This is a genomic window from Mycobacterium sp. GA-2829 (assembly GCF_001499965.1).
GTDB lineage: Bacteria > Actinomycetota > Actinomycetes > Mycobacteriales > Mycobacteriaceae > Mycobacterium.
Window position 1 is genome coordinate 59166 of the sequence record NZ_LQIT01000017.1, and the last position, 24640, is coordinate 83805.

General features: G+C 70.3%; 30 protein-coding genes. 15 read left to right on the forward strand and 15 right to left on the reverse strand.

Annotation, left to right across the window (positions count from 1 at the left end; genetic code table 11):
• The first annotated feature begins 62 nt into the window (after positions 1-62).
• Complete coding sequence (locus AU194_RS12375) at positions 63-947, forward strand: cyclopropane mycolic acid synthase family methyltransferase (RefSeq protein ID WP_059089543.1); 885 nt, start codon at positions 63-65, stop codon at positions 945-947.
• A gap of 13 nt (positions 948-960) precedes the next feature.
• Here AU194_RS12375 and speB read toward each other — a convergent pair whose 3' ends face one another.
• The 4 genes from speB to AU194_RS12395 are packed head-to-tail and all read right to left on the reverse strand — an operon-like array spanning position 961 to position 4527.
• Positions 961-1995: an agmatinase gene (speB, locus tag AU194_RS12380; RefSeq protein ID WP_059089544.1), complete on the reverse strand. Its 1035-nt coding sequence runs from the start codon at positions 1993-1995 to the stop codon at positions 961-963.
• Between the two features lie 31 nt (positions 1996-2026).
• Positions 2027-2452 (reverse strand): thioesterase family protein, encoded by a 426-nt coding sequence (locus tag AU194_RS12385; RefSeq protein ID WP_059089545.1) that lies wholly within the window; start codon positions 2450-2452, stop codon positions 2027-2029.
• An 18-nt stretch (positions 2453-2470) separates the two neighbouring features.
• Entirely contained in the window at positions 2471-4105 is a 1635-nt protein-coding gene (locus AU194_RS12390; RefSeq protein ID WP_059089546.1) for a fatty acyl-AMP ligase, read from the reverse strand.
• Complete coding sequence (locus AU194_RS12395; RefSeq protein ID WP_231743318.1) at positions 4102-4527, reverse strand: DUF5994 family protein; 426 nt, start codon at positions 4525-4527, stop codon at positions 4102-4104. The genes AU194_RS12390 and AU194_RS12395 overlap by 4 nt, the downstream gene beginning before the upstream one ends.
• Positions 4528-4717: 190 nt before the next feature.
• On the opposite strand from AU194_RS12395, the gene AU194_RS12400 reads away from it, so the two are divergent.
• The 3 genes from AU194_RS12400 to AU194_RS12410 all read left to right on the forward strand — a co-directional run bounded on the left by AU194_RS12400 (position 4718) and on the right by AU194_RS12410 (position 7100).
• Positions 4718-5653, forward strand: a complete 936-nt coding sequence (locus AU194_RS12400) for a threonine/serine dehydratase (RefSeq protein ID WP_059089548.1) — start codon at positions 4718-4720, stop codon at positions 5651-5653.
• A gap of 1 nt (position 5654) precedes the next feature.
• Positions 5655-6224 carry a Pr6Pr family membrane protein gene (locus AU194_RS12405; RefSeq protein ID WP_059089549.1) on the forward strand — a complete coding sequence of 190 codons (570 nt, stop codon included), beginning with the start codon at positions 5655-5657 and terminating at the stop codon, positions 6222-6224.
• A gap of 135 nt (positions 6225-6359) precedes the next feature.
• On the forward strand, positions 6360-7100 hold the full coding sequence (locus tag AU194_RS12410) for a L,D-transpeptidase family protein (RefSeq protein WP_059089596.1): 741 nt from the start codon (positions 6360-6362) through the stop codon (positions 7098-7100).
• Here the strand turns inward: AU194_RS12410 and AU194_RS12415 are convergent.
• The 4 genes from AU194_RS12415 to AU194_RS12430 form a co-directional block, all read right to left on the reverse strand.
• Entirely contained in the window at positions 7084-7734 is a 651-nt protein-coding gene (locus AU194_RS12415) for a sterol desaturase family protein (RefSeq protein WP_059089550.1), read from the reverse strand. The genes AU194_RS12410 and AU194_RS12415 overlap by 17 nt on opposite strands.
• Positions 7731-8450, reverse strand: a complete 720-nt coding sequence (locus AU194_RS12420; protein ID WP_059089551.1) for a FadR/GntR family transcriptional regulator — start codon at positions 8448-8450, stop codon at positions 7731-7733. The genes AU194_RS12415 and AU194_RS12420 overlap by 4 nt, the downstream gene beginning before the upstream one ends.
• A 124-nt stretch (positions 8451-8574) precedes the next feature.
• On the reverse strand, positions 8575-8991 hold the full coding sequence (locus AU194_RS12425; protein WP_059089552.1) for a lipoprotein LpqH: 417 nt from the start codon (positions 8989-8991) through the stop codon (positions 8575-8577).
• Between the two features lie 49 nt (positions 8992-9040).
• Positions 9041-9877, reverse strand: a complete 837-nt coding sequence (locus AU194_RS12430) for a helix-turn-helix domain-containing protein (RefSeq protein ID WP_059089553.1) — start codon at positions 9875-9877, stop codon at positions 9041-9043.
• A 22-nt stretch (positions 9878-9899) separates the two neighbouring features.
• Between AU194_RS12430 and AU194_RS12435 the strand changes: the two genes are divergently transcribed.
• A complete protein-coding gene (locus tag AU194_RS12435) occupies positions 9900-10295 on the forward strand; it encodes a hypothetical protein (RefSeq protein ID WP_369804102.1) in 396 nt (131 codons plus the stop codon).
• Here AU194_RS12435 and AU194_RS12440 read toward each other — a convergent pair.
• Positions 10216-11508: a cytochrome P450 gene (locus AU194_RS12440; RefSeq protein ID WP_231743330.1), complete on the reverse strand. Its 1293-nt coding sequence runs from the start codon at positions 11506-11508 to the stop codon at positions 10216-10218. The two genes, AU194_RS12435 and AU194_RS12440, sit on opposite strands and share 80 nt — an antisense overlap.
• Positions 11509-11732: 224 nt before the next feature.
• On the opposite strand from AU194_RS12440, the gene AU194_RS12445 reads away from it, so the two are divergent.
• Both AU194_RS12445 and fdxA read left to right on the forward strand, forming a co-directional pair.
• The gene (locus tag AU194_RS12445) at positions 11733-12224 is read left to right on the forward strand and encodes a hypothetical protein (RefSeq protein WP_059089556.1); all 492 of its coding nucleotides are present in this window, start codon (positions 11733-11735) and stop codon (positions 12222-12224) included.
• Between the two features lie 66 nt (positions 12225-12290).
• A complete protein-coding gene (gene fdxA / locus AU194_RS12450; protein WP_059089557.1) occupies positions 12291-12632 on the forward strand; it encodes a ferredoxin in 342 nt (113 codons plus the stop codon).
• 1 nt (position 12633) lies between these two features.
• On the opposite strand, the gene AU194_RS12455 is transcribed toward fdxA, so the two are convergent.
• A complete protein-coding gene (locus tag AU194_RS12455) occupies positions 12634-13014 on the reverse strand; it encodes a hypothetical protein (protein WP_231743319.1) in 381 nt (126 codons plus the stop codon).
• Positions 13015-13117: 103 nt separating this feature from the next.
• Positions 13118-14248, reverse strand: a complete 1131-nt coding sequence (locus AU194_RS12460) for a nitronate monooxygenase (RefSeq protein WP_059089559.1) — start codon at positions 14246-14248, stop codon at positions 13118-13120.
• Between the two features lie 132 nt (positions 14249-14380).
• On the opposite strand from AU194_RS12460, the gene AU194_RS12465 reads away from it, so the two are divergent.
• From AU194_RS12465 to AU194_RS12485, 5 genes are all read left to right on the forward strand, one after another.
• Complete coding sequence (locus tag AU194_RS12465; RefSeq protein WP_059089560.1) at positions 14381-15118, forward strand: HAD family phosphatase; 738 nt, start codon at positions 14381-14383, stop codon at positions 15116-15118.
• Between the two features lie 102 nt (positions 15119-15220).
• Entirely contained in the window at positions 15221-15559 is a 339-nt protein-coding gene (locus AU194_RS12470; protein ID WP_059089561.1) for a hypothetical protein, read from the forward strand.
• Between the two features lie 110 nt (positions 15560-15669).
• Positions 15670-16911, forward strand: a complete 1242-nt coding sequence (locus tag AU194_RS12475; RefSeq protein WP_059089562.1) for a PP2C family protein-serine/threonine phosphatase — start codon at positions 15670-15672, stop codon at positions 16909-16911.
• A 175-nt stretch (positions 16912-17086) separates the two neighbouring features.
• Positions 17087-17479: an STAS domain-containing protein gene (locus AU194_RS12480; RefSeq protein ID WP_059089563.1), complete on the forward strand. Its 393-nt coding sequence runs from the start codon at positions 17087-17089 to the stop codon at positions 17477-17479.
• Positions 17480-17510: 31 nt separating this feature from the next.
• A complete protein-coding gene (locus AU194_RS12485; protein WP_059089564.1) occupies positions 17511-17957 on the forward strand; it encodes an ATP-binding protein in 447 nt (148 codons plus the stop codon).
• Positions 17958-17964: 7 nt separating this feature from the next.
• Here the strand turns inward: AU194_RS12485 and AU194_RS12490 are convergent, their stop codons facing one another.
• Positions 17965-19053 carry a diacylglycerol kinase gene (locus AU194_RS12490; protein WP_059089565.1) on the reverse strand — a complete coding sequence of 363 codons (1089 nt, stop codon included), beginning with the start codon at positions 19051-19053 and terminating at the stop codon, positions 17965-17967.
• Between the two features lie 74 nt (positions 19054-19127).
• Here AU194_RS12490 and AU194_RS12495 point away from each other — a divergent pair, with 74 nt between their 5' ends.
• Positions 19128-19865: a glucose 1-dehydrogenase gene (locus AU194_RS12495; protein ID WP_059089566.1), complete on the forward strand. Its 738-nt coding sequence runs from the start codon at positions 19128-19130 to the stop codon at positions 19863-19865.
• Between the two features lie 94 nt (positions 19866-19959).
• Positions 19960-20184 carry a hypothetical protein gene (locus AU194_RS12500; RefSeq protein WP_059089567.1) on the forward strand — a complete coding sequence of 75 codons (225 nt, stop codon included), beginning with the start codon at positions 19960-19962 and terminating at the stop codon, positions 20182-20184.
• Here AU194_RS12500 and AU194_RS12505 read toward each other — a convergent pair.
• Positions 20174-20833 carry an MBL fold metallo-hydrolase gene (locus AU194_RS12505; protein ID WP_059089568.1) on the reverse strand — a complete coding sequence of 220 codons (660 nt, stop codon included), beginning with the start codon at positions 20831-20833 and terminating at the stop codon, positions 20174-20176. The genes AU194_RS12500 and AU194_RS12505 overlap by 11 nt on opposite strands.
• A gap of 69 nt (positions 20834-20902) precedes the next feature.
• Here AU194_RS12505 and AU194_RS12510 point away from each other — a divergent pair, with 69 nt between their 5' ends.
• Positions 20903-22165 carry a competence/damage-inducible protein A gene (locus AU194_RS12510; RefSeq protein WP_059089569.1) on the forward strand — a complete coding sequence of 421 codons (1263 nt, stop codon included), beginning with the start codon at positions 20903-20905 and terminating at the stop codon, positions 22163-22165.
• Between the two features lies 1 nt (position 22166).
• Here the strand turns inward: AU194_RS12510 and AU194_RS12515 are convergent, their stop codons facing one another.
• Positions 22167-23081, reverse strand: a complete 915-nt coding sequence (locus AU194_RS12515) for an alpha/beta fold hydrolase (RefSeq protein WP_059089570.1) — start codon at positions 23079-23081, stop codon at positions 22167-22169.
• Between the two features lie 46 nt (positions 23082-23127).
• Positions 23128-24588, reverse strand: a complete 1461-nt coding sequence (locus tag AU194_RS12520; protein WP_059089571.1) for an amidase — start codon at positions 24586-24588, stop codon at positions 23128-23130.
• Positions 24589-24640 lie beyond the last annotated feature (52 nt).

A 24640-nucleotide genomic window follows, 5' to 3' on the forward strand; every position in this document is an offset into this window, starting at 1 on the left:
CCAACCGAATCAAGACCAAGATCACGAACACCGTCTCATAACCAAAGGTCAAAGGCTGTACCGTGCCAGAATCAAGCAGTGATGCCAAGGGCTTGACGCCCCACTTCGAAGACGTCCAGGCGCACTACGACCTGTCCGACGAGTTCTTCCGCCTGTTCCTCGACCCGACGCAGACCTACAGCTGCGCCTACTTCGAACGCGACGACATGACGCTCGAGGAGGCCCAGCTCGCCAAGATCGACCTGTCGCTCGGCAAGCTCGGCCTACAGCCCGGCATGACGCTGCTCGACGTGGGCTGCGGCTGGGGCGCGACGATCAACCGGGCGCTCGAGCGCTACGACGTCAACGTCGTCGGCCTGACCCTGAGCAAGAACCAGCAGGCCTACGTGCAGCAGCTGCTGGACAAGCAGGGCAGCCCGCGCAGCAAGCGGGTGCTGCTGCAGGGGTGGGAGCAGTTCGACGAGAAGGTGGACCGGATCGTCTCCATCGGCGCGTTCGAGCACTTCGGCCGCGACCGCTACACCGACTTCTTCAAGATGGCCTACGACGCGCTGCCCGACGACGGCGTGATGATGCTGCACACGATCATCAAGCCCAGCGACGAGGAATTCGCCGAACGCGGCCTGCCCATCACGATGCAGAAGCTGCGGTTCTTCAAATTCATCATGGACGAGATCTTCCCCGGCGGGGATCTGCCGCAGGCTCGCGCGGTCACCGACCACGCGACCAAGGCGGGCTTCGAGGTCAAGCTCGTCCAGCCGCTGCGCCTGCACTACGCCAAGACCCTCGACATCTGGTCGGCGGCGCTCGAGGCGCGTAAGGAGGAGGCGCTCGCGCTGCAGGGACAGGTGGTCTACGACCGGTACATGAAGTACCTGACCGGTTGCGCCGACCTGTTCCGCGAGGGCTACACCGACGTCGCGCAGTTCACCCTGACCAAGGGCTGAGTCAGCGCGGACTTCACCGTGAGGGGGGTCCGGGCTTCGCGCCCGCGGCGTCCCGGCGGCGCGCCGCCATCCCGGCCAACGCCTCGAACACGACGCGGTGCGCGGCGTTGACGGTGAGTTCGGCGTGGTCGTAGGCCGGTGCCACCTCGACGACGTCGACGCCGGCCACGTCGTGTTCGTAGCAGAGTTGCCGCACCATCCGCAGCAGGTCGGCGCTGGTGATGCCGCCCGGCTCTGGGGTTCCGGTGCCGGGGGCGTGCGCGGGGTCGAGGACGTCGATGTCGACGGAGACGTAGAGCTTGTCGGCCTTGGCCAGCGCCTCACTCACGGCGTCGGCCATGACGGCCTTGAAGCCGCGTTCCCAGATCTCCTGCATGGTGTGCCACGTCATGCCCTGTTCGAGCATCCACTCGAAGGTGTCCTGCGGCGGCCAGTACCCGCGCAACCCCACCTGCACGAAATGGGTGCCGGGCACCGCGCCCGACTCGATGAGCCGCCGCATCGGGGTGCCGTGGCTGGCCAGGTTGCCCTCGATCTCGTCGGCGGTGTCGGCGTGGGCGTCGAAGTGCACGATGCCGACGTTGCCGTAGCCGTGCACGTCGGCGACCGCGGTCGCCGCGGGCCAGGTGATCGAGTGATCGCCACCGAGGATCACCGGCACGATGCCGCGCGACGCCACCGCGGCCACCCGTTCCCGGATGTTGGTGTGCGAGACCTCGGTCTGTCCGTGCGGGCAGTAGGCGTCGCCGAAGTCGACGACCTCGAGCCAGTCGAAGATCTCCAGGCCCAGATCCATGTGATAGGTGCCGGGTTCGTAGGCCGTGGCCCGGATCGCGCGGGGGCCGAAGCGGGCGCCGGGTCGGTTCGTGGTGCCCACGTCGAACGGCGCGCCGACGATCGCGACGTCGGGCCGCCACGATTCCAGCTGCGCGGTCTCGGTGAGGAACGGCCGGTGCCCGAACGACACCATGCCCGAATACGGCAAATCCAGTTGCTCGGCCAGCCCCGGCGGGAGGTCTCGCTGCGGCTCGCCGTGATCATGACCCATGTGCCGACCGTACCGCCGATGCCGGCCGTCGTCAGGGGAGCAGCGCGGCCCGCAGGAACGGCGGCACAGCGCATTTGGTCCAGTCGGTCGTGGACACCATGACGTAGACGGTGCGGCCGGTCACCGCGACATGCTCGGCGGCCCCACCGGCCCCGCGCCACACCGCGAAACCGAGGGTGAAGCTGGTCTGCCCCACGCGTTCGCACACCACCGCCACCCGCACCGCGTCCCGCCAGCGCACCGGTGCGGCGTAGTCGAGTTCGGTGTGCACGACCTGGAAGTCCAGCCCGTCGGCCATCAGCGCCGGATACGAGACCCCGATGTGGTCGAGGAACGCGGTGCACGCCTCGTCGAACCAGGTCAGGTAGTGCCCGTTGAAGACCACGCCCTGCTGGTCGACCTCGGCGTAGCGCGGGGTGATCGACAGCGAGAAGCGCTCGGTCGGATCGGCCGCCACCGGCTCACCCTAACGCGGTCAGGCGACCAGTTCGGTGGCCAGCCCGCGGCGCGGTTTGCCCGACGGCGTCTTGGGGATGGTGCCCGGCGACACCACCGACACCTTGCGCGGCCGCAGGTCGATCTCGGCCACGACCGCGTGGGCGACCTCACGCTCGATCCGCCGGATCTCGCCCTGGTCCTGCCAGCTGGGGGCTTCGACGACGACGGCGAACGTCTCGCGCGGGTGGCCGGCGTCGAGGCGCACCGCGACGACGCAGCCGGGCCGCACGCCGTCCACGCGGGCGGCCGCCCGTTCGACGTCGGTCGGGTAGATGTTGCGACCGGCCATGATGATGACGTCTTTGACCCTGCCGCACACCACGATTCGCCCGTCCTCAGTGAGGTAGCCGAGGTCGCCGGTGTCGTACCAGCCCCAGCGGTCGGGTGCGGGATGGAAACCGGCCATCGTGGTGTAGCCGGGGCTCAGCGACGATCCGCGCACCTGGATCACCCCGACCGCGCGCGGCGGGACGACGGCGGCATCGGCGTCGACCACCCGCACAGCCATGTCCCCGAGCGGTGGGCCCAGACAGGCCAGTCGCCGCGTGCGCCCGGTGCTCGCCGGGACCGCACGGTCGAAGGCGGACAGCAGGTCGGCGTCGACTTCGTCGGTGCGCAGTCCCGCGCCGAGCGCGCTGAACGACACCGCGACGGTGGTCTCGGCCATTCCGTACGCGGGCAGGATGGCGCCGGGGTCGAGCCCGAACGGTGCCCCCGCCTCGCACAGGTCCTCCACCGCGGCGGGATCGACCTGTTCGGCGCCCGACAGCGCGAAGCGTAGGCTCGACAGATCGAACTGACCCGGAACCGCTTGACGGCGAAGCCTTTTCGCGAGCAGCGCCCACGCGAAGTTCGGCGCGGCGGTCATGGTGCCGCGGTACTTGTCGATGAGCTTGGCCCACAGCAGGATGTCGCCGAGGAAGTCCAGCGGCGTGACCTTGACCAGTTCCGCCCCGAAGTACATGGGGACGGTGAGGAATCCGGTCATCCCCATGTCGTGGAACAGCGGCAACCAGCTGACGATGACGTCGGAGTCGATGCGGTAATCGGCCGCACTGAACATCGCCTCAGCATTGGACACCACGTTGCGGTGGGTGATGTGGACGGCCTTGGGCGACCCGGTCGACCCCGACGTCAGCTGCATCAGGGCGACGTCGTCGTCGGTGGTTCCCACCGGATCGACCGGTCCGGCGTCGATGAGGCGCTCGACGGTGAGCACGGCGACCCCCAGCTGCTCCAGCACGGGGCGGGCCACCATGAACGGCTCGGACAGCACCACCGCACGGGCGCCGATGAGCGTGATGACGTTCGCGGTCTCGGCGGCCCACAGCGCGAGGTCGCTGCGCGGGGTCGGCTGGTGCAGCATCGTCAGACTGGCCCCGCGCATCCACAACGCCTGGGCGGTCGGGGCGATCTCGTCCGGCGCACCCGCCAGGACCGCGACCGCATCACCGGGTCCGACACCGGCCGCGGCCAGTCCGCCGGCGATGCGCCGCGCGCGTTCGTGCACCTCGCGCCAGGACCGCCGCACGGGCCGATGCGGCTCCCCGGTGACCATGCCGTTGGCACTCGAGAGGGCGCTGGCGAACATCTTGTCGGTGAATGCGCTCACGGGGTCGCCTCCTGCCGTTCGCCGAGCATGCTGGGTATCGGGTGGATCCGCCGGCGCAGCGACTCCGCGCAGATCGGCTGTGCGCCAGCGTCGACGGCGTCGAGCACCGCACGGGCGGCGGGCATGGACACGTCCGCGCCGATGACGTAGAGCAGGGCATCGCGCGAATGCGAGCCGACGAGGTAGATGGTGTCGTGGGCGACCAAGCGGTACGCGTCGACGGCGACGGCGCCGTTGCGGTGGATGACGCGCTTCGGCGCACTCGACCAGGCGGACGGGTCGTAGACCACGCGGCGGATCGATCCGACCAGGCGGCTGATCACCGCGACCAGGTCGGGCAGTTCGTCACCGAGGTGGTCGCTGTGTGGCCACCACGCGCCGTCGACCGCACCGGGGATCGGTGCTCTGTCGCAGAGTGTCAATCGGCTCGAGGGGGTGGAGTGCGCAGTATTGGGCGTCATTGCGGACGGTCCCGTCAGTTTTCCTGAATCGCAAGCGGCAACCGAATACCGGCACGCGAGGAACCTACGACGCGCTGAGCATAACCACTGGCGGACCGTGGCCCCGCCACCGGCGGTCCGCCCGGCGCGCCGCCCAGGCAGACTGGGCGGCGTGCAACTGGTCTCGATCGACGACATCCGGGCGGCGGCGGCGCGCATCCGCGACGACATCCTGCGTACCCCGCTGATCCCCGCGGCCTGGGCGGGCGACCTCTGGCTCAAACCGGAGAACCTGCAGGCGATCGGTGCGTTCAAGGTGCGCGGGGCCTTCAACGCGATCGCGCAGCTGGAGCCCGACGTCCGGGCCCGCGGCGTGGTGGCCTACTCGAGCGGCAACCACGCCCAGGCCGTCGCCTATGCCGCGTCGCGGTACGGGATCGCCGCGCACATCGTGATGCCGGAGGAGACGCCACGGGTGAAGATCGACGCCACCCGCGCGCACGGCGCCGAGGTCGTGCTGTGCGGGGCGGGACAGCGCGAGGCGGTCGCCGCCGAGGTCGTCGACCGCACCGGTGGGGTGCTGGTACCGCCGTTCGACCACCCCGACATCATCGCCGGCCAGGGCACCGCGGGCCTGGAGATCGCCGAGGACCTGCCCGACGTCGAGCACGTCTTCATCCCGGTCAGCGGCGGCGGGTTGGCCTCCGGGGTGGCGACGGCGATCAAGGCGCTCTGCCCGGCCGCGACGGTCTACGGCGTGGAACCGGAACTGGCGGGCGACACCGCCGAGGGACTGCGGCTCGGGCACCGGGTGAACTGGTCGATCGAGGACCGCAACCGCACCATCGCCGACGGGTTGCGCTCGCAACCGTCGGAGCTGACGTTCGCGCATCTGCAGCAGCGGCTCGACGACACCGTCACCGTCACCGAGGACGAGATCCGTTCCGCGGTACGGGATCTCGCGGTGCGCGCACACCTGGTCAGCGAACCCAGCGGTGCGGTGGCGCTGGCCGGGTACCGGCGGGTCGCCCCGCAGGGACGCGCGGTCGCGGTGGTGTCGGGCGGCAACATCGAACGCACGCTGCTGCGGGACATCCTGGCGGGCTGAGGTGCTGCGGACCGCTGTCCGGCTGGCGATCGTCGCCGCTGTCGTGGTGTCCGTGGTCGTCGTCGAACTGACGTCCCGTTCGGGGGTGCTGTGGCGGTTGGTGACGTTCACCTACCAGGCCAATCTGCTGGCGGCGGTGTTCTACGCGGCCACCCTGGTCTCCCCGCGCTTCGACGCGCGGTCAGCGCTGCGCGGTGCGGCGGTCGTCTACGTCGCGGTGGCCGGGCTGGTGTGGAACCTGCTGCTGACCGGCCGCAGCATGGGCTACACCCCGGCCAACTTCCTGCTCCACGTCGTCGTCCCGGTGCTCGCGCTGGCCGAATGGGGGCTCGCCGCGCGAGCCCAGACGGCTGTGCGGTGGTGGTATCCATGGGCCTGGCTCGTCTACCCGGCCCTCTACGTGGTGGTGGCGCTGGTGGTGCTCAACCGCGCGGGCCGGCGGGCGCCGTACTACTTCCTGGACCCGGGCAGCGTCGGCGCGCTCGCGGTCGGGGTCAACATCGGCCTGCTCGGCGCCGGTTTCCTGGCACTGGGCTACCTGCTCACCGCACTCGGACGGGTACGCCGGTGAAACGCCGGGCGCCGCGTCGGCGATGTTCATGACGTGGGGACGAGCCGTATCAGGGAAGGCGCCGGCGAGGCGCGAGCACACCGGCGATCGGGAGGTCCGGTCCGCCGGCCCACCTACACTGGCGGCATGCTGAGCATGATCTTGCGAGCGGTCCTGGCGATGGCCGGGACTCTGACGCTCGCGGTGACCGGGTCCGTCGCGACCGGATCAGCGGCGATCAGCACGACCCCGGCCGTCACGTCGATCACCCCCGGCGGCGGCGACGTCGTCGGCGTGGCCATGCCGCTGACCGTGCGGTTCGCCGGACCGGTCGACAATCGGCTGGCCGCGCAGCGGTCGTTGCAGATCAGTTCGCCGGCCACGCCGGCGGGTGAGTTCAGCTGGCTCGGCGATTCGGTGATGCAGTGGACGCCGACGGGCTTCTGGCCGGCGCACTCACCGATCACGGTCGACGCCGGTGGTTTCGCCGCGGAGTTCCGCACCGGCGCCTCGGTGGTCGGCGTCGCCGATATCGACGCGCACACCTTCACCGTCAGCATCGACGATCAGGTGGTCCGCGAGATGCCCGCATCGATGGGCAAGCCGAAGTTCCCGACCCCGCAGGGCACGTTCCGCGTCCTGGGCAAGGAATCGGTCGTGGTGATGGATTCGCGCACCATCGGCATCCCGCTCGACGACCCCGAGGGCTACAAACTCACCGTTTACGACGCGGTCCGCATCACCTGGGGCGGCGTGTACGTGCACGGCGCGCCCTGGTCGACCGGCTCACAGGGCTACGCCAACGTCAGCCACGGCTGCATCAACCTCAGCCCGGACAACGCCGACTGGTACTTCAACACCGTCGGCCTCGGCGACCCCGTCATCGTCCAGAGCTAGCCGCGTGCAGGTTCTTCGCGGTCGGTGAGGTGGCGACCGTGGCCGGGTCCGGATAGGTGCCCAGCACGCGGTCGGCGGTGCCTGCGCTGGTCACCGTGAACCAGTAGTGCTCGTTCTTGAAGTGGTGCTGCCGGTGGTTGCGCCAGAGCGCTCGGTACGCGGTGGTCTTCGGCTTGTAGTCGCTGTGGATGAGGTAGTGGCACCACTCGTACACCAGGCCGACCACCGCCAGCGACATCAGAAACGTCAGACCCATGCCCAAGCGCGGGAAGACGAGTAGCGCCACCGCGAGTGCGACCGCAAGCAGCCACAGCAGCACCTGCCACGGGATGAAGATCAGCCCGACGACGCGGGGGTCGACGTGGTGTTCACGATGCTTACGCGCCACCAGGGGGTCGACGCGCAGCGGGCCGATCCGGCGCGGCCGCCAGTGCAGGATGCCGACGTGCACCACCCACTCCACGAACGGGAACGCGGCGGCCAGCGCGACCGGCACCAGCGCATCGACGGGCTGCCAGTCGCCGACCGCCACCCGGGCGGCCGCGGCGCCCACCAGCGTGCCGGCGATCAGCCAGGGGGAGGGGTGCCGCCAGAACTCGCGGCGGGCGTCGGCCAGGGTGAAGCTGCGGGTCATCGGGCCTCCAGATCGGACAGCGCGCCGAGCAGCGCGGTGGTGGCGGGTTCGAGCAGTCGGCGGGCGGCGTCGGTGGCCCCGGCCGGATCACCGGCGACCACGGCCGCCGCGAGCGCGCGATAGGCCTCCGGGTGGCCGACTTCGGCGGCCATCATCGTGGCCAGTGCGGGCAGGGCCGGTTCGTAGGCGGCGCGCAGCGTGTTGTACATCAGGCGGAACGCCACCGAATCCGCCCCGTCCACGATGTGGTCCCAGAAGGTGAGCGCGATACGTTGTGCGGCAACGGGATCGGCTTCGGCCTCGAGGGCGTTGACGGTGTCGTCGAGGCGGTCGGCGAGCGCGGCCCCGCCGCGTCGGGCCGCGAGTTCGGCGATTTTGGGCCCGTTGTGCAGCCGGGTCTCGAGGATGCTGCGGACGACGGAGAGGTCCAGTTCGCCGCCGTGCATCAGCAGACGGGGGAGCAGGTCCAGTCCGGCGGTGCGGCGGTAGTCGCGCACGGTGGTCAGGTCGCCCTGACGCACCTCGATCAGGCCGGCGCCGGTGAGCCGTTTGAGCGCCTCGCGGACCGCGGGCCGCGACACCCCGAGCACTTCGGCGAGGCGGCGCTCGCTGGGCAGTGTCTCGCCGGGCTGCAGCTGCCCGCTGAGCACCTCGGACATGATCTGGTCGAAGACGTCCTCGGGGACCGACCGGCGGTGGACGGGTTGCAGCGCCATGGGCCGAGCATTGCAGCGCACCGGTCAGAGGTCAAGTGGTCTTACCAGTGCCGACGTCGCGAGCGTCGGGTTATGCCACGCCGCACGCCGCGAAGCGTGCATCAACCCGACACTCGACCCGGCGTCAGCAGGTGGTGGTGATCTCGTACTTCGCCTCGGCGGCCTCGGTGGGGTTGTCGGCGAACGACCCCTTCGCCGTTCCGGTGATCTTGATGATGGAGTCGTTGATGACGGCCTTGCCGTCGCCGACCGTGCCCTCCCAGAAGGCGCCGGTGAACCCCTCGAGATCGCGGATCTCGACCGAATGGGCGGCGACGTTGTCACCGGTGGACACCGATGCGGAGAAACCCGGGGTCTTCTCGCCGAAGTCGGAGATGAGCCATGTCCACCCGGCCTGGCTGCACTCCACCGGGATCTTGGCGGTCTGCTGCCCGTTGACGCTGACCTGGGCGGTCCTGGTGCCCAGCGCGGGCTCCTGGCTGCCGCACGCGGTGAGCGCCGCAGCACTTGCCGCCGCCAGCAACACGATTCGGATGTTCACGCGCCACCTCTGTTTCGTTGACATCGCGGGGTCGGTGTCCCGGCCCCGCTCATTGCGGACTTCCCGACGTCGTCGCACGGCAAACCAGAGCCGCGGCGGTGGCCTCGTCGGCGGGCAGGAACGCCTCGATGCTCAACTCGGCCGCGGTGAGGTCGAGCGCCGTGCCGAACGTCGTGACGGTGCTGAGGAACCGCAGCAATTCCCCACCGGCGGTTCGTAATTCGAGCGGGACCGCGACCGCGGCCGGATCGGGGGAGTGCTCGGACCCCGGATAGGACTCGCATTCGGCGAGCAGCGCGGTGAGCTCGGTGGACCCGCTGGCCGCAACCTCCCGGCGCAACCGGGCGAGCAGGTGGTGCCGCCACTGACCGAGGTTGCGGATCCGCGGTGCCAGCCCCTGGGGGTGCAGCGCCAGCCGCAGGGCGTTGGGGTGCTGCAGGAGCGCCGGGTCGACGCCGTCGAGCAGGACGCCCGCGGCGGCGTTGGCGCTCAGGATGTTCCAGTTCCGGTCGACCGCGACGCACGGGTACGGCGCGTACGCCGCCAGCACCCGCTGCACACCGTCGCGCACCGCGGCCATGTCCGGGTGGTCGAGCGTGCGCTCGGGATAGCCCGGCGCCAGGCCGGCGGCCACCAGCAGCTCGTTGCGGTCCCGCAACGGGACGTCGAGCACCTCGGCGAGCCGCAGCACCATCGCGCGGCTGGGCGAGGACCGGCCCGTCTCCAGGAAACTGATGTGCCGCGCGGAGATGTCGGCCTCGATGGCCAGTTCCAGCTGGCTGAGCCGTCGCCGCTGCCGCCAGGTGCGCAGCACGTCGCCGAAGGTCGGGGCGACGGACGGGGCGGTCACGGGTCCAGTGTCGCCTGCGCGCGGAGGCGCCGCCATTACTTCGGAGGTAATTGCCCCGATGACCCGTGCGGACGACCGTGGAGGTGACCCCCGGAAGGAGTCCACGATGCAGAGCGCCGAACCGAACATCCCCCGCTGGTTGCGTTTCGTGCTGGCGGCGGACCGCGCGGGCTCGTCCTGGTACATCGGCACGGGTTTCCTGTTCGCCCCCGTGCTGGCGCTGGTGTCGCCGTGGCCCACGCTCACCGCGGTGCTGTGGACGGTCATCGCGCTGGCCGGGCTGTGGCTGGGTCTGCTCGGGATCGCGATGGCCACCGGACTGTCGATCGTGCTGCGGTCCAACACCGAGATCCCCGAGGACTACTGGCGTTCGATCATCGACTTTCCGGCGACACCGCCTGCGCCGCAGCGGAATTCTCCGCAGACCCGGTGTAGTCGACCTGCCAGTGTTTGATGCCGTTGAGCCAGCCCGACCGTAACCTCTCCGGCTTGGCGAGCGGGGTGAGGTCGGGCATGTGGTCGGCGATGGCGTCGAACATCAGGTTGATGGTCATCCGCGCCAGGTTGGCACCGATGCAGTAGTGGGCGCCCGTCCCGCCGAACCCGACGTGCGGGTTCGGGTCGCGCAGGATGTCGAACCGGTACGGATCGTCGAAGACGTCCTCGTCGAAGTTGGCCGAGCGGTAGAACATCACCACCCGCTGCCCCTTCTTGATCGTCACGCCGGACAGTTCGGTGTCGCACAGCGCGGTGCGCTGGAACGAGGTCACCGGCGTCGCCCAGCGCACGATCTCATCGGCGGCCGTCGTCGGGCGCTCCCGTTTGTACAGCTCCCACTGCTCGGGGAACTCGGTGAACGCCATCATCCCCTGGGTGATCGAGTTGCGGGTGGTCTCGTTGCCCGCGACGGCGAGCAGGATCACGAAGAACCCGAACTCGTCGTCGGAGAGCTTGTGTCCCTCGACGTCGGCCTGGACCAGTTTGGTGACCAGGTCGTCGCGGGGGTTGGCCGCCCGCTCGGCGGCCATCTGCATGCCGTACATGATCAGCTCCATCGAGGCGCCGATCGGGTCGTTGGTCGCGAACTCCGGATCCTGATCGCCCACCATGTGATTCGACCAGTCGAACAGCTTCTTGCGGTCCTCCTGCGGGACGCCCATCAGCCCGGCGATCGCCTGCAGCGGCAACTCACACGACACCTGTTCGACGAAATCGCCCGCCCCCAGTCCGGCCGCGGTCCGCGCGATGTCCTGGGCGCGGGCGCCGAGTTCGGCGCGCAGCCGCTCCACCGCCCTCGGCGTGAACGCGCGCGAGACGATCTGGCGCAGGTGGGTGTGGTGCGGGGCATCCATGTTGAGCAGGACGAACTTCCCGCGTTCGATCTGTTCACCGTTGGACCCGTCGCGGTAGCGGGGCAGCGCGGTCTTGGCCTCGCTGGAGAACACGTCGCTGCGCCGCGAGATCTCCTTGACGTCGCGGTGTCTGGTGACCACCCAGAAGCCGCCGTCGTCGAAGCCGCCTGCCCCGATCGGTTGTTCGTTCCACCAGATCGGGGCGACCCGGCGCATGTGGGCGAGCTCCTCGACGGGGAGCCGTTCGGCGTAGATGTCGGGATCGGTGAAGTCGAAGCCGGGCGGGAGGTCGGGACGAACTCGGTCGCTGTGCAGGACCACGGGCATCTCCTAGAACGAAGTCTTCTCGTGCCGTCACCGCATTGCTACACCACAGCTGGGGGCGTTGGGGCAGGGTTGGGCAAACTGAAAGTGGAACGTGTTACCGCAGCGCCGTCCCGGTGTTCCGCCGAGAAACGTCGGCCACTTCTGTAACAAAGACGGCGCCGAAGGAGAACAATCCCGTGTAACCAGGTCACGCGACGTGGAGGGAGACCGCAGTGGCGATCGAATTTCGGCGCACCGCCGCCTGTGCGGCACTGGGTGTGGGCATCGGCATGGGACTGTTCGCGGCGGCGCCCGCGGCGTTCGCCGAACCCGTACCGACACCGGCACCCGCACCGGCGCCCGAACCGGTCCCGCCGCCCGCGCCGGTCCTGACCGCCGCCGCACCCGGAGCCGTCGACCCGCTGGCGGCGCCCGCCGAGGTTCCGCATCTGTCCAGCCCGGACAACCCGCCGCCCGGGACCACGACGACACCGACCGCGCCGACCGGCAGCCGCGGGCTGACCTATCTGCGCGAGCTCTGGCACGCGGTGCAGACCCAGGAGGTCAGCGGCGGTGACGCGATCTTCCTGCTGACCCAGCGTCCGCTGTCGTCGGCGCCGCCGCCCGGGATGCCCGCCAACCCGCAGCCCCCCGCGCCGGCCGCTCCCGCACCGGCCCCGGCACCCGCGCCGGCTCCGGTCGCGCCGCCCGCACCGCTGCCCTGACGTCCCTGTGAATTAGGGACTTTCGGCCCCAGCGCAGCGCGGGCCGCGGTTCCTAACGTAGGGCCCATGACGTATGTGATCGGTAGGGCCTGTGTCGATGTCGTCGACAAGTCCTGCGTACCCGAGTGCCCGGTCGACTGCATCTACGAAGGCGACCGGTCGATGTACATCAACCCCGACGAGTGCGTCGACTGTGGCGCCTGCCGGGTGATCTGCAAGATGGACGCGATCTACTTCGAGACCGATCTGCCCGACGACGAACGCGACCACCTCGGTGACAATGCGGCGTTCTTCACCGAGGTGCTGCCGGGCCGCGACGCGCCACTGGGTATGCCGGGCGGTGCCACCGCCCTCGGCCGGCTCGGGGTGGACACCCCGCTGGTGGCCGCGCTGCCCCGGCAGGGCTGACCTACGGACGCCGGTACTCCACCATCGCCTGCCGGTACAGCGTCGAGTCGCCCTGTGCGACAACGAGTTCGGTGGATGTGACGGTGTAGACCACGTCGTCGTTCTCGGCGGTGAACCCGTTGACGGCCGCCGGTGTGGCGTCGAGCATCAGCGCCGCATCGTCCTCGAGCCGGACCCCGCGGTACTGCAGCTGACCGTCCGGGCCCGAGCAGATGGCGACCAGCGCGTCCTGGGTGCGCCCGTAGGCCGTCGCCACCGCGGCACCCTGGCAGTAGGCGGCGGTGCCGACGAATCCACGGTCGTCGGTGGGGAATTCGGTCGCCGGCGCGGCCGCCGCGAGTGGTGCGGCAGCGGCGGCGATGGCCAGCGTGGCCGCGACCACGACCGCACTCCGCCGAACCTGTGCTGACGGCGGCGAAACGGCCATGCCGCACGCTAACCCGTGCGGCGGCCTACGCCCGGTACATCGGTGTCGTGTCGCCGGATCAGACGCCCGCGGCCTCGTTGAGCGCGTTGAGCGTCGAGGTCGCCTCCAGGTACTCCTGCACCCAGCGCTCGATCACCGCGGCCGTCTTCTCCACCTTGGAGAACTGCCCGACGACCTGGCCGACGGGGTTGAACGCCACGTCGACGGTCTCGTTCGGGTACTTGTGCGTGGCGGCGACCGCCATACCGGACACCATGTACTGCAACGGCATTCCGAGCGGCTTGGGGTTCTCCGGCTGCTCCCACGCCTCGGTCCAGTCGTTGCGCAGCATCCGGGCGGGTTTACCGGTGAACGACCGGCTGCGCACGGTGTCGCGGCTCGAGGCCTTGGCGTAGGCGGCCTGCTGCACCGGGGTGTTCTCGGCCTCCTCGACCATCAGCCACTGCGACCCGGTCCACGCGCCCGCGGCGCCGAGGGCCAGCGCCGCGGCGATCTGCTGCCCGCTGCCGATGCCGCCCGCGGCCAGCACCGGAACCGGCGCGACCTCCTTGACGACCTGCGGCCACAGCACGATGGAGCCGACCTCGCCGCTGTGGCCGCCGGCCTCACCGCCCTGGGCGATGATGATGTCCACGCCGGCGTCGGCGTGCTTGCGCGCCTGCGACGGGGAACCGCACAGCGCCGCGACCTTGCGGCCGGCGTCGTGGATGTTCTTGATCATGTCGACCGGCGGGGTGCCGAGCGCGTTGGCGATCAGCGTCATCTTCGGATGTCGCAGCGCGATCTCCACCTGCGGGGTGGCGGTCGCCTCGGTCCAGCCCAGCAGCTGCAGCGCGTTGTCGTCGCTGTCGTCGGTGGGCACGCCGTGGTCTTTGAGGATCTTCTTGGCGAAGTCGAGGTGCTCCTGGGGCACCAACGACTGCAACATGCCCTTGAGCTCGTCGGCGGACATGTTGGCGTCCATGCCCTCGTACTTGTTGGGGATGACGATGTCCACGCCGTACGGGTGGTCGCCGATGTGCTCGTCGATCCAGTTCAGTTCGATCTCGAGCTGTTCGGGGGTGAAGCCGACCGCGCCGAGCACACCGAATCCGCCGGCCTTGCTGACCGCCACCACGACGTCGCGGCAGTGCGTGAAGGCGAAGATCGGGAACTCGATGCCGAGCTCGTCACAGATGGGGGTGTGCATGCGCGCTCCTTCACGGGGGCGGTCGGCGAAACTGGAACGTGTTCTAGTTTAGTACGCGACGGCCCCGTTCCGACAGTCACCTGGCCGGATCCGCCCCCCGCGCGCCGGCGGAGTGCGACGCGTGATGATGGTGTGGTGTCCCGGTTGCTCACCCCCGCCGAGTCGGTTGACGAGATCGCGGGCGGTCCGGGCGGCCCGCGGGTCGGCGTGTTCTTCGATCTCGACGGCACCCTGGTCGACGGGTTCACCGCCACCGCCCATGCCGGTGACCGGATCCGCCGCCGCCAGGCCAGCCTGGGGGAGGTGCTCGGGGTGCTGGAGGCCTCGGTGCGCTACCGGCTGGGCCGCATGCAGTTCGAGCGGTTGGTCCGCCGGGCGGCCGGATACCTGCGCGGCGAATCGCTGGCCGACCTCGACGTGATCGGACAGCGGCTGTTCGTCGAGCGGGTTTCCGCCCGCGTCTTCCCGCACATGCGCGGCATCGTCGAGGCCCACCAGCGCCGCGGGCACACCGTCGTGCTCAGTTCGTCGGCGCTGACCATCCACGCCGAACCGGTCGCCCGGTTCCTCGGCATCGACCACGTGCTGTGCAACCACTTCGCGGTCGACGAGGCGGGCCTGCTGACCGGTGACATCGTGCGTCCGGTCATCTGGGGTCCGCAGAAAGCCCGTGCCGTCGAGGGTTTCTGCGCGGTCAACGACATCGCACTGCGGGACAGCTGGTTTTACGCCGACGGCGACGAGGACGTGGCGCTGATGGAGCTCGTGGGAACGCCGCGACCGGTCAATCCGCGCCCGCGTTTGGCGGCCACCGCGGCCGAACGGGGCTGGCCCATTCTGCAGATCGCCCGGCTGCGCCGGCGAGCGTGACCTCGAACACGTTCGCGCGCAGGCTTTTTCACCGCGGTTTAGGTAGTCCGGCACCGGGGTAGACCTCCCGCGCCTGAATTGACCCGCAACGATGGGAGTGTCGTGACAGCGCAACGGTTGGCGATGGTGGTGGGCGCGATCCTTCTCGTGGTGGGTATTGCCGGACTGCTCGTTCCGGTCTCGGTGTCCGGTGACGACGGGAAGAGCGTCGGCTGCGGTAACGCACTGGTGTCGGACAACTCCGATGCGCAGGCGGCCAACAACCAGGGTGTCGCGAACGTCCCCGTGCTGAACCAGATCGTGCCCCACACCGACTACGTCGCACTGTGCGACTCGGCCGTGGGCAGCAGGCGGTCCTGGGCCATCCCGGTCGCGGTCGTCGGCGCGCTCGTGGCCATCGGCGGCGCGTTCCTCGGCGGCCGCCGCACCCGCGCCGTGTGACACGGCCGCCAATACCGCCGATACAACGACGTGGGGTGCGTTCGGCAGTAGGCTGAGCACGCTCACCTCTCCAGGACAGCGGAGGATCCCCACCAGCGGCGGGATTCACCGTGTTCGTCACCCCTGCAGCCGTACGCCCAATCGACGCCGTCGAGGCCGCGCGCCTCGAGGCGGTTGCCCGCTACGGCGTCCTCGACAGCCCACCCGACGATGCGTTCGACCGGATCGCCCGGATCGCCGCCCGCACCTTCTCGGCGCCGATGGCGACCGTCGCGATCGTCGCCCGCGACCGCATCTGGTTCAAGGCGACCTACGGTCTGGCCGATCTGCGTGAAGTCGACCGGCGCGGCGGATTCTCCGCGGCGACCATCCTCGAGGACCACCCCTACGTCATCCGCGATGCCGCGCGCGACCCCCGCACCGCGGGCAGCGTCCACGTCCGCGGCCCGCTGCGGGTCGGCTTCTACGCGGGCGCCCCGATCACCACCGCCGACGGGCACCGCATCGGGGCGGTCAACGTGCTCGACACCCGTCCGCGCCGCTGCGCCCAGCGCGACCTGGACACGCTGACCGACCTCGCCGCGCTGGCGATGAACCAGCTCGACCTGCAACGGGCGACCCAGACCGCGGCCGACCACGCCGAGGCCCTGCAGCGCTCCCTGCTGCCCCCGACCCTGCCCGAGGTGCCCGGGCTGTCCGTCGCCGCGCACTACCACCCGGCGTCGGCGGCCCGGGTGGGCGGCGACTTCTACGACGTGTTCGCACTCGACGCGGCCCGGTGGGCGTTCTTCCTCGGCGACGTCGAAGGACACGGCACCGCCGCCGCCGCGGTGACCTCGCTGGTGCGTTACACCCTGCGTGCGGCCGCACTGCACCACGACGACCCCACCGACGGCCTCGCCGAACTCAACCGGGTGCTGGTCGGGCGCACCGGTGAGCGCAAGTTCTGCACCGTGCTGTTCGGCACCGTCACCGCCCGCGCCCGCGGCGGGCACCACATCCGGCTGGCCACCGGGGGACACCTGCCCGCACTGCTGCTCGACCCGGCCTCCGGCGCGGTGCGCCCCGTCCGGCCGCACCGCGGCATGTTCGTCGGCGCGGTGCCCGACGCGACCTTCGGCGAGTGCGCGTTCACGCTGCACCCGGGCCAGACACTGTTGCTCTACACCGACGGCATCGTCGAGGCCCGGCCGACCGCGGCGGGATGTTTCGGCGAGGACGCGCTGCGGCGGTACCTGGCGCCGAGGGTGGGATCGGGGGCATCGGCGCTGATCGCCGACCTCGCCGACCTGGTGCCCACGCTGCGTCCGGCCGACGACATCGCCCTGCTGGCGCTGACCGCCGACCACTGACCCGGCCACACCTGGTTTAATCTGATTCCGGTTGCGCTCACCGACGGTGAGTGCGCCCGACGCCGGATGTTCCGACGTCGCTGGAAAGGTCTTGCCGGGTTCAGTCCGCAGCCTGGAAAGCATGAACGGCGTGTGTGCTCTTACTCGAAGAGTGACCCACGCGGGAGGTGGACCATTGGAGGAACAGCGCGAAGCCGCAGCAGGGGCGACCTCCGCCGCGGACTCGACGAACTGCGAGATCAACGAGCGTTGGGTTGATCGCACCGTCGTGGTCTCGGTGTCGGGCGTCGTCGACATGCTCACGGCACCGCAGCTGGAGCAGGCCATCCGAGCGGGTCTGGCGAAGGAGCCGGCCGGACTGGTCGTGGACTTCTCCGCCGTGGAATTCCTCGCATCGGCGGGCATGGGCATTCTGGTCGCCATCCACGACGAGATCCCCGCCGGCGTGAAGTTCTGCGTCGTCGCGGAAGGCCCGGCTACCAGCCGCCCCTTGAAGCTCCTGGGAATCGCGGACATCATTCCGCTCTACGCATCGGTCGACGAGGCGCTCGCAGCACTGAGTGCTTAGTTGAGAAGCGAACGGGTATCCACCACCGGTCATGATCAAATCCGTCTCCGCGGCAAACGTTTCCAACTCCGAGCGTTTCACGCGCCTCGGTATCGCCGCCGACGGAGTGACGGCCTCGCGGGTTCGTGAGGAATTCGGCGGCTGGCTCGACACCCACTTCGCCCTGGATCCCGTCCGTTCCAGCGATCTGATCCTCGCGACCAACGAGGCGCTGGCCAACGCGGCGGAGTTCGCCTACGCGAACGCCGAGCGGCCGGGCACCATGGACGTGGACGCCCGGTTCGACCCGCGAGGTGGCGTCCTGACCGTCACGATCGCCGATCAGGGCGCCTGGCGGGACCGTGCCACCGTCACCCCGAACAAGGCCCGCGGCCGCGGTATCCCGCTGATGGAGGCACTCACCGACGCCACATCGATCGACCGCACGAACAGCGGCACCCGCGTGCGGCTGCAGTGGAACGGGATCGTCGGGCGCTGAGCCACCCTCATCCGCGGGTGGCGAACAGCCCCCGCCCGGTGACCAGCGGCAGATCCAGCGGTGTGCGGATACCCGGTGCGGCGTCCACCACCGCCGGGATCGCGTTCACGATGCGGCCCGCCGCCGCGACGATCGCCGCGTGGTTGTGGTCGCCCTTGCGGCTGCTGGGGCAGATGTCGACGACATACGACGGTTCACCGGTGATCTCCACCCGGTAGGAGCCCCCGGGCTGCGCCGGTTGCGCCCAGTCCGGCCGCAGATCCTCGCGCAGCCGGGTGACGTGTTCGATGACGATCGCGGGCCGGTCGCCGCCTCCCTCGATGAAACCCTCGATCTGGAACCGCACCGCGGCGACCGTGCCCTTGGCGATCCGCCCGACGGCCACGTCGAAGTCCTCGGGCGCGGGTTCCTGCTCCACCGAATCCCGGATCTCGGTCACCACCACACCCAGCCCCGCGGCCAGCTGCCGGATGGCGGTGCCCCACGCGATGCTCAGCACCCCGGGCTGATACAGCAGCGGCAGATCGCCGATCTGGTTGCCGAACCCCATCACGTCGAACATGACCTCGGCGCCGTCGTAGGTGGCGTAGTCGGCGATCTCCATGCACCGCACCTGCTCGATGCGGCTGCACGTGCTCGCGAACGCGAACGGGATGAGGTCGTTGGCGAAGCCGGGGTCGACCCCGTTGACGAAGATGCTCACCCCGCCCTGACGGGCGGAGGCCTCCACCCGGTCGATGTACTTGTCCGGGATCACGCCCCACGGGAACTGCAGCACCCCGGGCGCCGACCCGACGACGTTGATGCCCGCCTCGAGGATGCGGCGGCAGTCGGCCATGGCCTCGGGCAGCCTGGTGTCACCCATCGCGCAGTACACCACGCAGTCCGGTCGGGTCTCGAGCACCGTGTCGAGCCCCTTGGTGGCGGTGATGCCGGTGGTCACGTCGAGCCCCGCGAGGTCGCCGGCGTCCTTGCCGACCTTCGCGTCGGTGGACACGCCGACGGCGGTCAGCTCGAACGCGGGGTTGCCCAGCAGCGCGGCCAACGCCAGCCGTCCGACGTTCCCGGTCCCCACGTGCGCCACCCGGATCACCATCGACAACTCCTCCGCACCGAGGCCAAACTGGAACAGGTTCTAGTCCGCGACAGCCTAAGGTAGCCTGGCCCGTCATGGGACGGGTAGACGGAAAAGTTGCACTGATCAGCGGCGGCGCCCGGGGCATGGGAGCCGAGCACGCCCGCGCGCTGGTGGCTGAGGGTGCCAAGGTCGTGATCGGCGACATCCTCGACACCGAGGGCAAGGCGTTGGCCGACGAACTCGGTGACGCCGCGCGCTACGTCAGCCTCGACGTCACACAGGCCGATCAGTGGGACGCCGCGGTGAAGACGGCCGTCGACGAGTTCGGGGTACTCAACGTCCTGGTCAACAACGCGGGCATCGTCGCGCTCGGCCAGATCGGCAAGTTCGACATGGCCAAGTGGCAGAAGGTCATCGACGTCAACCTGACCGGCACGTTCCTGGGGATGCAGGCCAGCATCGAGGCGATGAAGGCCGCGGGCGGCGGTTCGATCATCAACGTCTCCTCGATCGAGGGCATGCGCGGCGCGGTGATGGTGCACCCGTATGTGGCCTCCAAGTGGGCGGTGCGCGGGCTGACGAAGTCGGCGGCGCTGGAACTGGGCGCCCACCAGATCCGGGTCAACTCGATCCACCCCGGCTTCATCCGCACCCCGATGACCAAACACTTCCCCGACAACATGCTGACCATCCCGCTGGGCAGGCCGGGTCAGTCCGACGAGGTCGCCACGTTCGTGGTGTTCCTCGCCAGCGACGAGTCCCGCTACGCCACCGGTGCGGAGTTCGTGATGGACGGCGGTCTGGTCAACGACGTCCCGCACAAGATGTGACATGGCCCCCGGCCGAATGTGACGAAGCCCGGGCCGGGCGGTCCCGTAGGCTCGTCGCGTCAACGCGTACGGACCTACGGACAAGGAGCGAGCCATGACCTCAGTCGATGAGCGCCGCGAGCTGCAGCAGCTCGCCGAATCGGGCGGATGGCGGCGCAACGACCTCGGCCGGGTCGACCTCTACATGCGGGGCGACACCCGGGTGCGGGTGCTCTGGCGGGGCGACGACGCGATCAGCGGCGCCACGATCATGCAGGACGACGTGATGATGACCTATACGCGCGAACTGCCCACCGTGACCAGCTGGCTCAAGCGCTGACGGCGGGGACGCTCTCGCGCGCCGCAGCGATCAACCGCGGCCAGGATTCGGCGTCGACCTCCGCTACGGCCGTCGGGCCGGCGAAGGCGCTCGCGATCACCAGGTCGGGTTCGAGAGTGCCGAGCAGCGCGACACTCGACCGCAACGCTTCGGCGTCGCCGCGTCCGGGCGGCAGGAACGTCGACCAGTCCCCGCGTCCGGTCGGGAAGATCGTGTCCCCGGTGAACAGATAGCGCTGGCCGTGTGCGCCGCGGATGAGGTAGCAGGTGCTGCCCGCGGAGTGGCCGGGCGTGGGGATCACCTCGACGCCGTTGGCGTCGACACCGCGGCCGGTCAGCAGGACGTCGATGGTGGCGTGCCGGGCGATGTCGGGGGCGTCGCCCGCGGGTGCGTGCAGCCGGGATCCGAACCGCCGTGCGACCTCGCCCAGCATGGGCCCCGCCTCGTCGAGGTGCGAGAGGTACTGGTCGGCCACCCCGCCGAGGGCGGCGATCGCGTCGAACTCGGAATCGGTTGCGGGACTGTAGAACAACACGTTGCCGTTGGCGGCGCCGGTCCACAGGTAGGCGTGGGTGGTGAGGCCGGGGAAGGGGGAGTCGGTGCGGGTCTGGTACAGATCGGGCCGGATCCGGGTGAGTGTGGTGGTCATGCCGCCAGTGTCTGACCTCAACCAAAGTTCAGGTCAAGGGCCGCAACGGCACCCAGTAGGTTTGACGCCGTGAGCGCACGCGCGGGCATCGTCGTCACCGGCACCGAGGTGTTGACCGGCCGGGTCCAGGACCGCAACGGACCGTGGATCGCCGACCGGCTCCTCGAACTGGGTGTCGAACTGGCCCACATCACGATCTGCGGGGACCGCCCCGCCGACATCGAGGCGCAGCTGCGCTTCCTGGCCGCCGAGGGTGTGGACCTCATCGTCACCAGCGGCGGCCTCGGCCCCACCGCCGACGACCTGACCGTCGCGACCGTCGCGAAGTTCTGCGGACGCGACCTGGTGCTCGACGCCGCGCTCGAGGAGCGGATCGCCGACATCCTGCGCCGGTTGATGGGCAGGCGGACCGACGTCGATTTCGAGGCGGTGCGCGCGGCCAATCGGAAACAGGCCCTCGTGCCCGACGGTGCGACCGTGCTCGAACCGGTCGGCACCGCCCCGGGTGTCGTGGTGCCCGGTTCGCCCACGGTCCTGGTGTTGCCGGGTCCGCCGCGCGAACTGCAGCCGATGTGGCGGACCGCGGTGCAGACCGACGCCCTGCAGCAGGCGATCGCCGGACGGACCGTGTACCGGCAGGACATGATCCGCATGTTCGGGCTCGCCGAATCCGGTCTGGCGGAGACCCTGCGCGACGCCGAACGCGACGTCGCGGGGTTCGACCGCCTCGAGATCACCACCTGTCTGCGGCGCGGGGAACTCGAGATCGTCACCCGCTACGAACCCGACGCCGCACCGGCCTACCGGGACCTCGTCGCCCTGCTGCACGCGCGGCACGGATCGACGATCTTCTCCGAGGACGGCTCACTCGTCGATGATCAGGTCGCCGAACTGCTGGCGGGACACACCATCGCTACGGCTGAATCCTGCAGCGGGGGAATGCTTTCCGCGCGGCTCACCGACCGTGCCGGATCGTCGGCCTACGTCGCCGGGGGAGCGGTGTGCTACTCCGACGCGGCCAAGGTCGAACTCCTCGGCGTGCCTGCCGAACTGATCGCCGCCCACGGCGCGGTGTCCGAACCGGTGGCCGAGGCGATGGCCGACGGCGCGCTGCGCCGCTTCGGCGCCGACGTGGCCGTCGCGGTCACCGGCATCGCCGGACCCGGCGGCGGCACCGAGGCCAAACCCGTCGGCACCGTGTGCTTCTGCGTGCGCCGTCCCGACGGACCCGCGCTCACCCGCACCCTCCGGCTGCCCGGTGACCGCAGTGATGTGCGGGAACGGTCGACGACGGTGGCCATGCACCTGCTGCGGCGGGCGCTGCAGGGCTGACTCAGGTCCGGTCGGCGCGGTCCCACAGGTCGAGCATCGAGGTGAGGATCGCCTGCGCCTGACCGAGGCCGCCGAGGTGACTCTCGCCGGGCAGGTGGTACAGCTGCGCATCCGGCAGCAGCGCCACGCAGTGCTGACCGTGCGCGAACGGGATGATGTGGTCGACGTCGCCGTGCCACCAGCGCACCGTCACCTTGACGTCCTCGAGCCGGAAGCCCCAGTCGCGGGCGAACACCACCACGTCGGCGAACGGTGCGGCGAGCTGTTTGCGGCTGCCGTTGAGCAGGTCGTCGAGGAACATCGCGCGGAACTCAGGACGCACCAGCATCCGCCGGTCGGGCGCCGGGGACACCGCCGCGTACAGGTACAGCGCCGGGTCGGCGACGGGGCGCACGAACCGGATCAGCGTGCCCGCGGCCAGCCGGATCGGGGTGTTGGCGATCTGCAGGAACGGCGCGACGCGGCTGCCGAGCTTCATCAGCCCGCCGCCGATCGCGTCGGGTCCGACCGTGGGCGCCACCCCGCCCAGCACCCCGGTGCCGACCACCCGTTCGGGCATGGCCGCCGCACACGCCAGCGCGTACGGACCGCCGCCGGAGAGCCCGACGACCGCCATCCGGTCGATGCCCAGCGTGTCGGCGATGACAGCCAGATCGTCGGCGAACGCCCGCACGTTCTCGTACTGGTGCGGGGTCGAGGAACCGATACCGGGACGGTCGATGCCGATCAGCCGGATCTTCTGCTGCTCGGCGAACGCCCGCGCCTCGGCCGGGATCTGCCTGCGCGCGCCCGGCGTGCCGTGCAGCCAGAACACCGCACGGCCCTGCGGATGGCCGAATTCGGCGAAGCCGATCTGGCGGGATTCGGTGACGGCGATGTTGCCTTCGAGTTTCGGACGGGCGATGGGCGGCGTCATGCGCAGCAGTGTCGCATGTCACCGCGACGGCCCGGACGGGCCCCGGTCACGGTGACACCCACCCGGCCGGACGGCGGTCGGCCCACGGCGCGGCCGCCTCCAGCTGCGCGGCCAGCTGCAGCAGCACCGTCTCCTCGGGCGCCATCAGCTGCACCCCGATCGGCAGCCCGGTCGAGGTCGTGCCGAGCGGCAGCGAGATCGCCGCCCAGCCGGTGATGTTGGCCAGCACCGTCCAGCCCGTGGTGGCGAACTCGACGTCGAAGAACGCCCGCGTGGTGCCGCGCGGTCGGTCGAGCAGACCGTAGGGCGGCGGACCGGTCAGCAGCGTCGGCGCCAGCAGCACGTCGTATCCGGCCATGCCCGCGACGAACCGACGGGTCTGGGCGTGCACGGTCTCGATGGCCCCGGCGTAACGCAGACCCGTCGTCTCGAAGCCCTCACGGACCATCACCCAGGTGCTGTCCTCGAATTCGTCCTCGGCAGGCGGTCGGCCCAGGTGCGCGGCGGCCAACTCGTACAGTCCGGCGTTGCTGACGTTGTGCAGGACCGCGACCGCATCGGCGACGGCGTCGGCGTCGAACGCGGGTGCGGCGGCCTCGATCCGGTGACCGAATCCGTCGAGCAGCCGGGCCGTCGCCTCCACCGCGGCGACGACCTCGGGGTCGGTGGCGGGTCCGGGGAACGGCGACGCGGTCGCCAGTGCGATGCGCTGCGCCGCGGGCGGACGTTCGATCGCCGACGAGAACGGTTGCAGGGGCGGCGGTGCGCTGTACGGGTCGCCGGGGTCCGGTCCGGTCACCGCGTCGAGCAGCGCGGCGCTGTCGCGGACGGTGCGGGTCAGCGCGTGTTCGACGGCCAGCCCCTCGAGCAGGTGTCCGGACGGCGCGAAGGAGGTGCGGGCGCGACGCGGTTTGAGCCCGACCAGGCCGCAGCACGATGCGGGCACGCGGATCGAGCCGGTGCCGTCACCGCCGGAGGCCGCGGGCACCACACCGGCGGCGACGGCGGCGGCCGAGCCCCCGCTCGACCCGCCCGGGGTCACCTCGGGTGACCAGGGATTGACCGTCGGACCGAACAGCGACGGTTCGGTGGTGCAGTGGTTGCCCCACTCCGGGGTGTTGGTCTTGCCGAATACGACCAGGTCGTTGGCCAGATAGCGGTCCACGAGCCAGGCGTTCTGCGGGGCGATGCGGGTGCGCAGTGCGCGCGAGCCCATGGACTCCGGCGCACCGCCCAGCGCTGCGCCGAGGTCTTTGAGCAGGAACGGCACGCCGGCCAGCGGTCCTGCGCCGTCGGTGCGCAGCCGTCCGGAGGCGTCCAGCGCCGCGGCCTGTTTGCGTCCCCTCTCGAACAGGTCGTGGATCACGGCGTTCAGGCCGCGCGCCGCCTCGAGTCGCAGCAGGGCGGCGTCGAGCAGTTCGGCGGCCGACACCTCCCCGGAGGCGATGAGCCGGGCCTGACCGATCGCGTCGACGCCTGCCAGTGCGTAGGCCGAGTTGCTGTCCATCACCCGGCGATCCTGCAGTGCGCCGCGCCCGTGGGCAATTCGGCGCACCGCA